Genomic DNA, 13,824 nt, shown 5'->3' on the forward strand with positions numbered 1-13,824 from the left:
TCCCCACGGTACGAGCCGGCCCCGCCTCACGGGGTCAAGCGGCCGCACCCGTGGCCGCCGCCGCGTCCGCCGCGAGGCGGGAGAGGTCCGGGAGCGCGTGGGAGCGGCGTTGGAGGGACTGGGCGCGGGAGCGGTAGGAGCGGTCCTCCAGTACGGCGCGTACGGCCGCGGTCAGCGACTCGCGCGTGACGTCCTGGACGTCGATCCGGCGGCCCGCGCCGATCTCCCGCAGCCGGGCGGCGTTGTACGACTGCTCGGCGAAGAGCGGTACGGCGACCATGGGGACGCCTGCCGCCAGCGCCTCCCGGGTCCCGTTGAAGCCGGCGTGCGTGAGGAACGCGTCGCTGGACCGCAGGAGCAGTTCCTGCTGGACGAACGAGGTGAGGTGGACGTTGTCGGCGCGGGCGCCCGTCCACTCCCGGGGGTCGGTGCCCGCGCCGAGCGCGACGACGCCGGTGACCGGAAGGTCCCCGAGCGTCTCGATGATGGTGTCGAGCAGGGGAAGGACTCCGCCGCCGGGGAACTGGGTCGCGTTGGAGCCCAGTGTGGCGAGGACGAGCGGGCGGTCGGCGGGGAGCCCGGCGATCTCGGGGTCGAGGGGCGCTTCGCCGGCGGGGGCTGGCAGCCGGTAGTAGTGGGCGTTCGGCAGGCGGCTCGCCTCGGGGTAGAACTCCTCCGGTACGACGCCGGCCCGGAAGGCACGGAAGACGTGCCAGGGGTCGTCGATCGGGTCGAGGCCCAGGTCGGCGCGGTGCTTGTTGAGCTGCTCGGTGACGGCGGGGTGGGCGTAGGGCGCGAGCGGCGCGATGTCCAGCGCGCCGTGCGGGATGCCGAGCCGTTCGCCCGCCAAGTAGCCGCCGAACTCGGTGGATTCGTGCAGGATCAGGTCGGGGCGCCAGTCCTGTGCCACGTCGACGATGTCGCGCGCCGAGGGCCCTGCCAGCTGCCCGACGAAGGCGGATGCGAAGAACTGCGGGTCCAACTCGATGGTGACGGAGCCGAATTGGCGCATGACCGCGGGCGGACGGATGTCGCCGCGCTGCAGTACGTCCCCCAGCCCCTCGACGTTCGGCAGCCGCAGCGCGGTCAGCCCGCGCTTCTCGATGTGCTCCGCGACGGCGTTCCCGGTGGCGACGGCCACCTCGTGGCCCGCCTGCCGGGCGCTCTCGGCCGCCGGCAGCACCAGCGGTGCGAGGTGCGAGTAGCTCGCCTGGGCGGTGAACAGGATGCGCATGGTGCTTCGCTCCCTCGGCGCCGCGCGGCCGGCACTGGGGGCGCGCAGCTGGGACTCAGGAAAATCAACGACTGTTGAAACAGCGTATCCGTCCGGTTTCCGCGCCATCCGGGCGGGGCGGGAGTGGAGGGAGGGACCGCACGGCGTGCGGGGCACGTGCGCGCCGGGCGCGCTCACGGAGCGTCATGCGGCCCCACGAGTGCACTTGGGCACCGGAGGGCGCAGCACGATACCGCCGCAGTGACGGATGCGTCACCAAATTCCCGCGAACCGTGTTCCGTTGCGGGTAAGACAGGCATCTTGGGCGTATGTCGCAGAATTTACCCAAGGCACGCAACGTGCCCCTGCCGACGCGCACCTGGTCCCCGTCACGGAAAGTGTCACCGGGCGACCGGCCCGCCACCACACCCGACCACACCGCACCCGACCAACTGTCACCGCCGACCGCACGTGCCAGCACTCCCCGGCTGATCGGCGTCGACCTCGCCCGCGGCCTCGCGGTACTGGGCATGTTCGCCGCCCACGTGGGCCCCGATCCGTCGGACGGCGGCCCCGTGGGCTTTCTCATGGAGTTCGCGCGCGGCCGCTCGTCCGCCCTCTTCGCGCTGCTCGCCGGTTTCTCGATCGTGCTCATCACCGGCCGCCCCGAGCCCCGTACCGGGCGCGCGGGCCGGCAGGCGGTCACGCGGGTGCTGATCCGCGCCGTCGTCCTGCTGGCGCTGGGGACGGCACTGACCGCGCTGGACACCTCGATCGACGTGATCCTCGCCTACTACGCGCTGGCGTTCGTCGTGGTTCTCCCCCTGTACCGACTCAAGGCGGGGGCGCTCGCCTTCATCGCCGCGGGGACCGCGCTGGTACTCCCCCAGGACCTCTTCCTGGTCAAGGTCTCGCTGGATCAAGGCAGTTGGGGCGACATGGTGATCGCCCACGACCCGCTGTCCGGGCTCGGTGACACGGACGGCGTCATCGATCTGCTGTTCACCGGCGCGTATCCGGTGCTCACCTGGGTCCCGTTCCTGATCGCGGGCATGGCGGTGGCCCGGCTCGACCTCGCCGATTCGGTGGTCCGCATCCGGCTCGCCTGTACCGGTGCCGCGCTCGCGGTCCTCGGTTACGGGGGCTCGTGGCTGGCCCTGCACCTGGTCCCGAACGCGTACGCCGCCGTCGCCGCCGGTTCGGACGGCGACTCGCCGGGGTCGGCCTGGTGGTCCGACACCGTCGGCGACCCCACCCACCTCTTCCGGGAGTGGCTGCTGGTGGCCGCGCCGCACAGTCAGACGACCCCGTCGATCCTGGGCAACACCGGCGTCGCCCTGCTCGTACTGGCCGGGTGCACGATCGCCCTGGACCGGCTGCCGCGCTTCCGGCGGGTGGCCACGCCGGTCATCGCCGTCGGTGCGATGTCCCTGTCCGCCTATGCGCTGCACATCGTGGCCATCTGGGCGCTGGACACGGACGACATGCCCGACTCCACCGACCCGGTGGTGCTGCTCGGCTTCACCGTGGGCGTGCTGGTGCTGGCCTTCGTATGGAAGCGGCTGTTCCGGCGCGGACCACTGGAGTACCTGCTGTACCTGATCACCCGGCCGGCGCGCTTCATCAAGTAAGCGCCTTGTCCAGGCAGCGGACCCAGGGCAGCGGGAGCCCACCGGCGGCAGGATCAGGTGAGCAGATGCGGCAGCAGGGTCAGGAAGTCGTCGGTCGCGTCGGCGGCGCCCAGCGCGCCGAGCGCCGGGAGGGCCGCGAGGCCGGCGAAGGCCACGGCGAGGACGCGGGTGGTACTCGGCGGGGCGGCCTGGAGCGCCGCGACGCGGCGGCTGATGGCGAGGCCGGAGAAGCGCAGCGCGCAGCCCGTGCCGCCGCCCCGGTGCGCGAGGAGCGCGGCGCGGGCGAGGGCACGCGCCACGTCGCGGCGGTCGCCGGTGCGGTCGGCGGCGTGTTCGTCGGCCCAGCGCTCCAGGAGGAAGGCGACGGCGTCGCGCACCGGGGCGAGCAGCGGGTTCAGCGCTGCGGCGACGTCGACGAGCAGGCGGAGGCGGGCGTGCCGGTGCCGCAGGTGGCCGCGTTCGTGCGCGAGGAGGACCTGACGTTCGTCCGCGTCGAGCCCCGCCAGCATCCCGGAGGTGACGAAGATCCGCCCCGGGCGCCCCGGGATGGCGAACGCCCGCGGGTCCGGCGAGGCGGCGACGATCAGCTCGGTGTCCGCGTCATGGGCCGCGTCGATCCGCCGCAGCGCCTCCCGGGTCCTGCGGTGCGTACGGAGGGTGCGGTACAGCCGGACGAGGCCGGCGGTCAGCCCGGCGAGCGCGGCGAGCGCGATGGCCTCGGGCACGGGGTCGGCGATGTGCAGGCCGTGCGGGCGGGGCGCGGCCCCGCCCGGCGGCGGGTCGCCGACGAGGGTCGCGGCGAGGAGCAGCAGCGCCCAGGTGGAGGCGGCGGCGGTGACCGCGGCGGCGCAGGTGAGGACGCGCGCCGCGGTGGCGGGCACGAGGCGGCGCGCCAGGGCCGGACCGGCCGTCGCCAGGAGGAGCGAGAGCACGAGGGGGACGTAGACGTCGATCCTCACCGGCCGCGGTCCTCCGCCAGGAACTGCCGCAGCGCGGCCTCCTCCTCACCGCTGAGCCCGGTGACGAACTGCTGCAGGGCCGCGATCGGGTCGGGCCCCTTGTCCAGGGCCTGGTGCATGACCTCGGCGGTCAGCTCGGCGGCGTTCTTGGCCGGCCGGTAGGCGCCGCGCCGGCCTTCCGCATCCCGTACGACCAGCGCCTTGTCGTGCAGCCGCTTGAGGATCGTGTGGATGGTGTTGTACGCGAGATCGCCGCCGATCTCGGCATGCACCTCCGCCGGGGTCAGCGGCGCCTCGGTCGCCCACAGGGCGGCCAGGACCTCGCTCTCCAGCGTGCCGGCGCTGCGTCGCTCCCCTCTGCCACGAGGGTTTCTGCCTACCATGGCAACACCCTACAGCCCGTAGGGCGCACGGGCACCGGTCGGTTCTCCCGTCCTCATGTCCGCACGGACACCGGTCGGCTCCCCCGGCCTCATGCGCCCCTCCGCGGCTTCTGCGCGAGGAGGACCGTGAGGAGCGCCTCCCAGCGGGCGCGGACGCGGGCCGGGGTGTAGCGGCGGGCGGACTCGGCGGCGTGCCCGCCGAGCTTCTTGCGCAGGGCGTCGTCCTCGACGAGGCGGGTGAGCGCGGCGGTCAGCCCCGGGGTGTCCCCCAGCGGTACGAGCAGGCCGTCCTGGCCGTCGGTGATGATCTCGCGGGGGCCGTGCGGGCAGTCGAAGCTGACCGGCGGGACGCCGTGGCTCATCGCCTCGGCCAGCACCATGCCGAACCCTTCGCGCCGGGAGGCGAGGGCGAAGACGGCGGCCTTGGCCAGTTCCCGGTCGAACTCCTGGGTGGTGCCCATCAGGTAGACGTGGTTGTAGAGGTGCCGGTCGTGGATCAGCGTCCGCAGGCGGTCGCGTTCGGGACCCGCGCCGTAGATGCGCAGCTGCCATTCGGGGTGCGCGCGGGCGATGGGCTCGAACGCCTTGATGAGGGTCGCGAAGCCCTTGCCCTTGACGAGCCGGCCGGCGGAGACGACGAGCGGCCGGTCGAGCCCTGCACGCGCCGGGGCCTCCTCGGAGAGCGGGTTGGGGATGCATTCGACGCGGACGCCGCTGTCCCCGAGCCGCCGCAGGTAGGCGTCCTCGTCGGCCGCGGTCAGTACGGTCACCGCGTCCAGCCGCCGGTACCAGCGCCCGATCTCCCGCGCGAGGTCCGGCTTGTGGTGGGAGTAGTGCAGGTGCTCCTGGCCGACCCGGACGACGGACTTGGGCGTGAAGCGGGCGGAGAGGAGGTTCAGGCCGGGCCGGGTGGTGATCAGTACGCCGTCGTGCAGCGAGCGCAGGTAGCGCACGATGCGCCGGTCGGTGAGGCGGCTGAACCGGTCGAAGCGGACCTCGGACTCGGGGACGAGCCGGCTGGGGCGGTGCTGCCGGCGGTACGTCAGCGGGCGCGTCCAGCGGGACGGCGGACGCGTGCCGTCGACCAGGGCCCGCAGCCGCACCTTCGGGTGCAGCGCGAAGCGGGGCTCGGCGCGGTGCCGGTGGACGCTCACCACCTCGACGTCGTGCCCGGCCTCGGCGAGGGCGTTCGCCTGGTTGACGACGGTGCGGACGGTGCCGCCGACGGCATAGGCGTTGAGCAGCAGGAAGCGGATCCTCACCGGGATTCCTCCCGTCGGCAGGTGATCGAGAGGTTGTCCTGGACGGTGTAGTACGGCTCGATCCGCAGGCCGCCGGCGCGCTGGGCCGGGTACGTGAAGATCTTCTTCTTGCCGGGCACGTCGTCCAGGTGGCGCCCCAGCCGGAGCGCGTCGTCACGGCCGTCCGGCACCAGGTACAGGTCCCAGACCCGGTCGCCTTCCGGGGTGGCGGAGGCGAGCGCGTCCAGCGGTACGGACACCTCGAAGCGGCCGTCCCGCTCCTCCGCCGCGAGGCGCAGTTCCGTACCGGCCGCGTCGCGCACCCGGGCCACCAGCGTGCCCGCGCCCGTGGCCGCGCCCACGACGTGCCCGAGGACTCGGATCCGGCCGTCGCGTGGCCAGACCTCGGCCACTTCGGCGTGCGCGGGGGCGATGCGGTCGGGCTGGTCGTGCATGACGCGCTCCTCCTGCAGCTGATCCGACAACCTGTAGGGTCACGATCCGAAACCCTACAGGATGTAGTACGGGATACGGGAAACGCGGGGCCGGGGCGCGGGACGGAGTGACGCGGTGCTGGGGCGCGGGAGGGAGTGACGCGGGACGGAGTGCGGCGCGCGGGCCCCGAGCGGCGCATACGATCCGCGTGGTCCGTGCGCTCCGCAGGGACCCCCAACGGCCGTACGGCCCGGCCCAGCGACGGAGGAACCACCCGCCATGCCCCACGCATCCGGCCCGCTCGACGAGTTGGACCGCAAGATCATCTCGGCCCTGACCGAGAACGCCAGGACCAGCTTCGCCGAGATCGGCTCGGCCATCGGCCTGTCGGCCACCGCGGTCAAGCGCCGGGTGGACCGGATGCGCGAGACCGGCGTGATCACCGGCTTCACCGCCACGGTCCGGCCCGCCGCGCTCGGCTGGCGCACCGAGGCGTACATCGAGGTGTACTGCGACGGCGCGGCCCCGCCCCGCCGCATCGCCGAGGTCGTCCGCAAGTACCCGGAGATCACCGCCGCCATGACGGTATCCGGCGGCGCCGACGCGCTGCTGCACGTCCGCGCGACCGACGTGGAGCACTTCGAGGAGGTGCTGGAACGCATCCGCACCGAGTCCTTCATCCGCAAGACGATCAGCTACATGGTCCTCTCGCACCTCATCCCGGACAGCCCGGAGGCCGGCGCCGGCTCGTCCGCGGTACAGGGCTACGGCCCCGACTCCCCCGCGGACTCCGCCCGCCCCGCGGGGAACACCGGCCTCATCTGATCCAACGACGCAGCAACCCTGCGCCGACTGCCTTTTCTACGCACGTTCACTGCGCCGGTGCGCAGCGTTCCGGCCTTGTCCGGCACAGCCACGGCTTCCTACCGTTGAGGGCATCCCCTGCGTCACCTCTCAGTGACCCCGCGTCACTCGGGGGACGCCCCCTGCCCGTCCGCGGAATCGGAGGACCCCGCCGTGCCCGAACCCGTGTCCGTACCGGCACCCGTGCGCGAGCCCGTGAGCGATGCGGCGCTGCGTACGATCGTGCGCCCGCCCCGTGTGCCGCGCCCGCGGCGCTTCCTGCTCTGCGAGCCGCGGTACTTCGATGTGCGGTACGCCATCAATCCCTGGATGAGCGACGCCGCGCCGGTCGACACCGCGCTGGCCCAGCGCCAGTGGGCGGCCCTGGTCCAGGCGTACCGCGACCACGGCCACACGGTGGAGACCGTGCCGCCGGTGGCCGGGCTGCCGGACATGGTGTTCGCGGCGAACTCGGCGCTCGTCGTGGGAGGACGCGTGTTCGGCGCGCGCTTCCACGCGCCGCAGCGCCGCCCGGAGTCCGTCGCGTACGAGAGGTGGTTCCGGGCCGCCGGGTTCGACGTGCACGCGCCGGAGGCGGTGTGCGAGGGCGAGGGCGACCTCGTGCCGGTCGGCGGCTACGTCCTGGCCGGTACGGGCTTCCGCACGACACGGGAGGCGCACCGAGAGGTACAGGAGTTCCTCGGCGTGCCGACGATCGGCCTGCAGCTGGTGGACCCGTACTTCTACCACCTCGACACCGCCCTCTTCCCGCTCGACGACACCAACATCGCGTACTACCCGGAGGCGTTCTCGCCCGGCAGCCGTGAGGTGCTGCGGCGGCTGTTCCCGGACGCGCTGCTCGCCACCCGGGACGACGCGCTGGCGTTCGGCCTCAATTCCGTCTCCGACGGGTGTCACGTCTTCGTCGCCCCGCAGGCTGAGGGGATCGTTGAACAACTCGCCCGTCACGGTTACGTTCCTGTCCCCGTCGACCTGTCGGAGTTCCACAAGGCCGGCGGCGGCATCAAATGCTGCACCCAGGAGGTCCGCTCATGACCGCGCCCATCCGCCTCTCGTCCTCCGCCGCGGCCGGCCCCGTGCCGCAGCCCTCCGCATCGGACGCCCGCTCCTCGGCGGAGCTGATCCGCGCGGAAGGGCCCGTCCTCGCGCACAACTACCACCCGCTCCCGGTGGTCGTGGCGCGCGCCGAGGGCGTCTGGGTCGAGGACGTCGAGGGCCGCCGGTACCTCGACATGCTCGCCGGCTACTCGGCGCTGAACTTCGGCCACCGCCACCCGGCGCTCGTCGAGGCCGCGCACCGCCAGCTCGACCAGGTCACCCTCACCTCGCGCGCCTTCCACAACGACCGGCTCGCCGGCTTCGCCGAGGGCCTGGCCGCGCTCACCGGCATGGACATGGTCCTGCCGATGAACACGGGCGCCGAGGCCGTGGAGAGCGGCATCAAGGTCGCCCGCAAGTGGGCGTACGACGTCAAGGGCGTGGCTCCGGACCAGGCCACGATCGTCGTCGCCGCCGACAACTTCCACGGCCGCACGACCACGCTCGTCAGCTTCTCCACCGACCCCGTGGCGCGCGCCGGCTACGGCCCCTACACGCCCGGCTTCCGCGTCGTCCCGTACAACGACCTCGCCGCCCTCGAAGCGGCCGTGGACGAGACCACGGCGGCCGTGCTCATCGAGCCGATCCAGGGCGAGGCCGGCGTCCTCATCCCGGACGACGGCTACCTGACCGGCGTCCGCGAGCTGACCCGGCGGGCCGGCTGCCTGTTCATCGCCGACGAGATCCAGTCCGGGCTCGGGCGCACGGGCCGCACGCTGGCCGTCGAGCACGAATCCGTCGTCCCGGACGTGCTGCTGCTCGGCAAGGCGCTCGGCGGCGGCATCGTCCCGGTCTCCGCCGTAGTGGCCCGCCGGGACGTGCTGGAGGTGCTGCACCCGGGCGAGCACGGCTCCACGTTCGGCGGCAACCCGCTGGCCGCCGCGGTCGGTTCGGCCGTCATCGACCTGCTGGCCACCGGCGAGTACCAGCGCCGGGCGGCCGAGCTGGGCGAGGTACTGCGCGCCGGCCTCGCCGGCCTGACCGGCAAGGGCGTCACCGGCTTCCGGGCCCGCGGCCTGTGGGCGGGCGTCGACGTCGACCCCGCGCTGGGCACGGGGCGCGAGATCAGCGAGCGCCTCATGCGGGAAGGCGTCCTGGTCAAGGACACCCACGGCTCCACTGTGCGGCTCGCCCCGCCGCTGACCATCACGGAGGACGAACTGTCGTCGGCGATCGAAGCGCTGGGGCGGGTGCTGGGCGAGTAGCGCATACTCATGCAGTCCTGCACAACAAAATAGCTGGACACTTTGCAACCTTGTCCGCAACTCTATTCCGCATGACACATACTGATTCACATTCAGCTGCGGATGCGGGCGAGCTCAGCTGGCCCGTCGGGTTCCGGGCGTACACCGGGAACGGGGGCCTGCGGGCACACGGGGACGACATCTCGATCGTGGCGTCGGACCGGCCGTCGGTCAGCGCCGCGATGTTCACCCGCAGCCGCTTCGCGGGCCCCGCGGTGGTACTCAGCCGGGCGCACGCCGCCGGCGGGCGCCTGCGCGCCGTCACCACCCTGGCGCAGAACGCCAACGTGGCCACCGGACGGCAGGGCGAGGAGAACGCGGCCGAGGTCGTCGGCCGGGTCGCCGCGATACTCGGCGTCCCGGCCGACGCCGTGCTCATCGGGTCCACCGGCGTGATCGGACGGCCGCTCCCGATGGACACCATCCGCGCGCACCTGGAGGCGACGGCGGAGCGCGGCCCGGCGGCCTTCGAGGCGGGCCCCCTCGACGTGGCGCGCGCGATGATGACCACGGACACCCGCCCGAAGACCAGCACCCGGAGCGTCGGCCGGGCCCGCATCGTGGGCGTCGCCAAGGGCGTCGGCATGCTGGAGCCGAATATGGCCACGATGCTGGCGTACGTGTTCACCGACGCGGAGCTCTCCCCCGCCGCACTGGACACCGCGCTGCGCGGCGCCGTGGAGAAGACGTTCAACTGCCTGAGCGTGGACACCGACACCTCCACCTCCGACACCGTGAGCGCGCTCGCCAACGGGGCGGCGGGGCCGGTCGACCCGGCGGCGTTCTCGGCGGCGCTCGCCGAGGTGTGCCTGGATCTCACGGAACAGCTGGCGAGCGACGGGGAGGGCGCGAGCAAGCTGCTGCGGGTCACGGTGGCGCAGGCCGCCGACTACGCGCAGGCCAAGCGGGTGGCCAAGAGCGTAGTGAACTCTCCGCTGGTCAAGACGGCCGTGCACGGCGCCGACCCGAACTGGGGCCGGGTCGTCATGGCCATCGGCAAGAACACCGAGGACACGGACATCGAGCCGGCGAAGGTGACCGTACGGTTCGGCGAGACCGAGGTGTACCCGGAGGAACCCGCGGCCGACACCCTCGAAAAGCTGGCCGAGACCATGCGGCGGGACGAGGTCGACATCTCGATCGGGCTGGGCCTCGGCGGGGCCGCCGCCACGGTCTACGGCTGCGACCTGACCGAGGGCTACATCCGCGTCAACGCGGACTACACGACCTGACGCGACCGGACACGGCCCGGCACGGCCTGGCACGGCCTGGCACGGCCTGACACACCCTGGCTGACCTGGGCGGACGACGCTTCCGAGGGCCGTTGTCAGTGGTCGGGTGCAGACTGACCCGTACCTGGAACAACGGCGTTCGGAGGTGCATTGACATGACGACCCACACGGCTGATGTCCTGCTCGCGGTGGGGACCCGGAAGGGCCTGTTCATCGGCCGGCGACGGTGGGGCACGTGGGAGCTGGGCGAGCCCCACTTCCCGGCCCAGGCGGTCTACTCGATCGGTATCGACACCCGCCGCGCCACACCGCGGCTGCTGGCCGGCGCGGACAGCGCACACTGGGGCCCTTCGGTTTTCCACTCGGACGATCTCGGCGAGAGTTGGGTGGAGCCGGCCCGCCCGGCGGTCAAGTACCCGGAGTACACGGGGAGTTCACTGGAGCGGGTGTGGCAGCTGCAGCCCGCGGGCCCGGCGGCGCCCGATGTCGTCTATGCCGGTACGGAGCCGGGCGCGCTGTTCCGGTCCGAGGACGGCGGCGAGTCGTTCGAGCTGGTGCGGCCGCTGTGGGAGCACCCCTCGCACGACCAGTGGGTGCCGGGCGGCGGCGGGCTCGCGGTGCACACGGTGATCACCGACCCGCGCACCGCCGACGCGGTGACGGTGGCCGTGTCCACGGCCGGGGTGTTCCGCACGCTGGACGGCGGGGCGAGCTGGTCGCCGTCCAACGCGGGCGTGAAGGCGGTGTTCCTGCCCGATCCGGACCCGGAATTCGGCCAGTGCGTCCACAAGATCGCGCAGGATTCGGTCAACCGCGACCGCCTCTACCTGCAGAACCACTGGGGGGTTTACCGCAGCGACGACGCGGGCGCGAAGTGGACGGACATCGGGTCGGGGCTGCCGTCGGACTTCGGGTTCGCGGTCGCCGCGCACCCGCACCGCGGCGACGTGGCGTATGTCTTCCCGATCACCGCTGACATGGACCGGGTGCCGGCCGAGCACCGCTGCCGGGTGTTCCGGACCTCCGACGCGGGCGCGAGCTGGGAGGCGCTGAGTGCGGGGCTGCCGCGGGAGGACCACTACGGCACGGTGCTGCGCGACGCGCTGTGCGTGGACGACGCGGATCCGGCGGGCGTGTACTTCGGCAATCGCAATGGCGAGGTGTTCGCCAGCGCGGACGACGGCGACAGCTGGCAGCAGCTCGCCGCCCACCTGCCGGACGTGCTGTGCGTACGGGCGGCGGTAATGGCCTGAGCGGTGGAGGCGTGGGCGGTGGAGATGGCGTGATCCGGCGCAGTCCTGGCCGAAGCTGACCGGAGGAGGGCGAAGGTGACCGGGGGAAGGGGGCACGGGTTGATACGGACCACCGGGCGGCCAGTAGGGTGACGCCGTGGCTGCACGACCTCTCCATGAAATCGTCGAACCGGGCTGGGCGAAGGCACTTGAGCCCGTTGCCGGACGGATCGCCGCGATGGGCGACTTCCTGCGGGCGGAGATCGCCGCGGGACGCACGTACCTCCCGGCCGGCAGCAATGTGCTGCGCGCCTTCCAACAGCCCTTCGACGAGGTGCGGGTGCTCATCGTCGGGCAGGACCCCTACCCCACGCCGGGACACGCCGTCGGGCTCAGCTTCTCGGTAGCGCCGGAGGTGCGCCCGCTGCCGGGCAGCCTGGAGAACATCTTCCGCGAGATGCACTCCGACCTGGGGCTGGGGCGGCCGGCCAACGGTGACCTCACGCCGTGGACCCGGCAGGGCGTGCTGCTGCTCAACCGCGCCCTGACGACGGCGCCGCGCAAGCCCGCCGCACACCGCGGCAAGGGCTGGGAAGAGGTCACCGAGCAGGCCATCCGTGCGCTGGCCGCGCGCGAGCGGCCGCTGGTGGCCGTCCTGTGGGGGCGGGACGCGCGCAATTTGCGCCCGCTTCTCGGGCAGGTGCCGTCGGTCGAGTCGGCGCACCCCTCGCCGATGTCCGCCGACCGGGGTTTCTTCGGCTCGCGGCCGTTCAGCCGGGTCAACGACCTGCTGGTCAAGCAGGGCGCACAACCGGTGTCCTGGCAGCTTCCCTGACCTCGCGGCGGCTTGCTCGACCGCGCGGCCGTCCCTCGGCCTTGCGGCAGCGCCGGGGCCGCGGGCCGGTGGCCGGGCTGACGTGGTGGCCCGACGGCCGGGCTGAGCTGGAGGGATAGTGTGCCCGCATGACCACGAACTCGAACGTGCCGGCGGGCTGGTACGCCGACCCGCAGGGCACGCCTGACCAACTGCGCTGGTGGGACGGCGCCCGGTGGACCGAACACACCCACCCGGGCGGCCAGGGACAGGCCCCGGGCCAGGCGCAGCAGCAGGCGCAGGCCCCGGCGCAGCAGTACGGCCAGGCACAGCAGTACGACCAGCAGCAGGCGCACGGCCAGGCGCAGCACCAGGCACAGCACCAGCAGGGACAGCAGGGACAGGCACCCGGCGCGCAGCCGATGCCGCAGGCACAGCCCCAGCCGCAGCCGTACGCGCAGGGCGCACCCCAGCACACCCCCCAGCAGCCGTACGGGCAGGCCCAGGCCCAGCCCCAGGGGTACGGCTACCCGCAGCAAGCCGGCGGTGCGCCGGGTTCGCTGTTCAGCGAGCCGGTTCTGGTGGTGAACCAGAAGGCCAAGCTGATCGAGATGACGAACGAGTACAGCGTCTTCGACCAGAACGGCAACACCATCGGCTCGGTCGTGCAGGTCGGCCAGAGCACGGCCAAGAAGGTGCTGCGGCTGGTCTCCAGCCTCGACCAGTACATGACCCACAAGCTGGAAATCCGTGACGCGTACGGACAGCCGCAGCTGGTGCTGACGCGGCCGGCCAAGTTCATCAAGTCCAAGGTGCTGGTGGAGCGCCCGGACGGGCAGCCGGTCGGCGAGATCGTGCAGCAGAACGCCATCGGGAAGATCAACTTCGCGCTGGTGGTCAACGGCCAGCAGATCGGCGCGATCAAGGCGGAGAACTGGCGCGCCTGGAATTTCGCCATCGTCGACCACGCCGACCAGGAGATCGCCCGGATCACCAAGACGTGGGAGGGCCTCGCCAAGACGATGTTCACCACGGCGGACAACTACGTCCTGCAGATCCACCAGCAGCTGCCCGACCCGCTGCTGAGCCTGGTGGTCGCCACGGCGCTGACCGTCGACACCGCCCTCAAGCAGGACGCCCGCGGCTTTGGGTGAGACCACGCCGGCGCCGGGCCCCGCACCGGTAGTACTCGGGGTCGACTCGGGCGGCTCGGGCCTGCGGATCGCGGTCGCCCGCGCATACGGGGACGCTGCCCACGGGGACGAGGCCGCGGCCGGAGGGGCTCCGGCCCCGGTGCGGCGGCTGCGTACGGTCGTCTTCCGGGAGCCGGTGCGTACGGGACCGGACGGCATCGACGCGGACGACCTGCTCGGCCGGCTCCTGCCGGCGGCCGACTCGCTGCTGCGCGAGGCGGGCGGGGGCGGCCGGTGCGCGGCGGTGTGCGTGGGCGCGGCCGGCATGGCCGCCCTCGGCGACGG

The 13,824-nt window shown here is 72.8% G+C and carries 13 protein-coding genes and 1 pseudogene; 9 read left to right on the forward strand and 5 right to left on the reverse strand.

Annotated elements, in window-relative coordinates; genetic code table 11:
* Positions 1-34: 34 nt before the first annotated feature.
* Complete coding sequence (locus tag ABT381_RS20985; RefSeq protein ID WP_351596338.1) at positions 35-1,234, reverse strand: glycosyltransferase; 1,200 nt, start codon at positions 1,232-1,234, stop codon at positions 35-37.
* A 308-nt stretch (positions 1,235-1,542) separates the two neighbouring features.
* On the opposite strand from ABT381_RS20985, the gene ABT381_RS20990 reads away from it, so the two are divergent.
* Positions 1,543-2,844 (forward strand): DUF418 domain-containing protein, encoded by a 1,302-nt coding sequence (locus tag ABT381_RS20990; protein ID WP_351596341.1) that lies wholly within the window; start codon positions 1,543-1,545, stop codon positions 2,842-2,844.
* A 53-nt stretch (positions 2,845-2,897) separates the two neighbouring features.
* Here ABT381_RS20990 and ABT381_RS20995 read toward each other — a convergent pair whose 3' ends face one another.
* From ABT381_RS20995 to ABT381_RS21010, 4 genes are all read right to left on the reverse strand, one after another.
* Complete coding sequence (locus ABT381_RS20995; protein WP_351596344.1) at positions 2,898-3,803, reverse strand: M56 family metallopeptidase; 906 nt, start codon at positions 3,801-3,803, stop codon at positions 2,898-2,900.
* Positions 3,800-4,186, reverse strand: a complete 387-nt coding sequence (locus tag ABT381_RS21000) for a BlaI/MecI/CopY family transcriptional regulator (protein WP_351596347.1) — start codon at positions 4,184-4,186, stop codon at positions 3,800-3,802. Before ABT381_RS21000 ends, ABT381_RS20995 begins: the two co-directional genes overlap by 4 nt.
* An 89-nt stretch (positions 4,187-4,275) precedes the next feature.
* Positions 4,276-5,448: a glycosyltransferase family 4 protein gene (locus tag ABT381_RS21005; RefSeq protein WP_351596350.1), complete on the reverse strand. Its 1,173-nt coding sequence runs from the start codon at positions 5,446-5,448 to the stop codon at positions 4,276-4,278.
* The gene (locus tag ABT381_RS21010) at positions 5,445-5,882 is read right to left on the reverse strand and encodes a hypothetical protein (protein ID WP_351596353.1); all 438 of its coding nucleotides are present in this window, start codon (positions 5,880-5,882) and stop codon (positions 5,445-5,447) included. The genes ABT381_RS21005 and ABT381_RS21010 overlap by 4 nt, the downstream gene beginning before the upstream one ends.
* Positions 5,883-6,141: 259 nt before the next feature.
* Here ABT381_RS21010 and ABT381_RS21015 point away from each other — a divergent pair, with 259 nt between their 5' ends.
* The 8 genes and pseudogenes from ABT381_RS21015 to ABT381_RS21050 form a co-directional block, all read left to right on the forward strand.
* The gene (locus ABT381_RS21015) at positions 6,142-6,687 is read left to right on the forward strand and encodes an Lrp/AsnC family transcriptional regulator (RefSeq protein WP_351596356.1); all 546 of its coding nucleotides are present in this window, start codon (positions 6,142-6,144) and stop codon (positions 6,685-6,687) included.
* Between the two features lie 276 nt (positions 6,688-6,963).
* Positions 6,964-7,761 carry a dimethylargininase gene (gene ddaH, locus ABT381_RS21020; RefSeq protein ID WP_467754656.1) on the forward strand — a complete coding sequence of 266 codons (798 nt, stop codon included), beginning with the start codon at positions 6,964-6,966 and terminating at the stop codon, positions 7,759-7,761.
* The gene (gene rocD / locus ABT381_RS21025) at positions 7,758-9,029 is read left to right on the forward strand and encodes an ornithine--oxo-acid transaminase (protein ID WP_351596359.1); all 1,272 of its coding nucleotides are present in this window, start codon (positions 7,758-7,760) and stop codon (positions 9,027-9,029) included. Before ddaH ends, rocD begins: the two co-directional genes overlap by 4 nt.
* A 71-nt stretch (positions 9,030-9,100) precedes the next feature.
* Entirely contained in the window at positions 9,101-10,300 is a 1,200-nt protein-coding gene (gene argJ / locus ABT381_RS21030; protein WP_351596362.1) for a bifunctional glutamate N-acetyltransferase/amino-acid acetyltransferase ArgJ, read from the forward strand.
* Positions 10,301-10,455: 155 nt separating this feature from the next.
* Positions 10,456-11,553, forward strand: coding sequence for a WD40/YVTN/BNR-like repeat-containing protein (locus ABT381_RS21035; protein ID WP_351596365.1), 1,098 nt, complete (start codon positions 10,456-10,458; stop codon positions 11,551-11,553).
* 136 nt (positions 11,554-11,689) lie between these two features.
* Positions 11,690-12,367 (forward strand): uracil-DNA glycosylase, encoded by a 678-nt coding sequence (locus ABT381_RS21040; protein WP_351596368.1) that lies wholly within the window; start codon positions 11,690-11,692, stop codon positions 12,365-12,367.
* Between the two features lie 128 nt (positions 12,368-12,495).
* The gene (locus tag ABT381_RS21045) at positions 12,496-13,500 is read left to right on the forward strand and encodes an LURP-one-related family protein (protein WP_351596371.1); all 1,005 of its coding nucleotides are present in this window, start codon (positions 12,496-12,498) and stop codon (positions 13,498-13,500) included.
* Positions 13,493-13,824: pseudogene (locus ABT381_RS21050) on the forward strand (hypothetical protein); the annotation flags it as partial. The gene ABT381_RS21045 and the pseudogene ABT381_RS21050, both read left to right, overlap by 8 nt.

It is taken from the genome of Streptomyces sp. NPDC000151, from assembly GCF_040301705.1.
GTDB lineage: Bacteria > Actinomycetota > Actinomycetes > Streptomycetales > Streptomycetaceae > Streptomyces.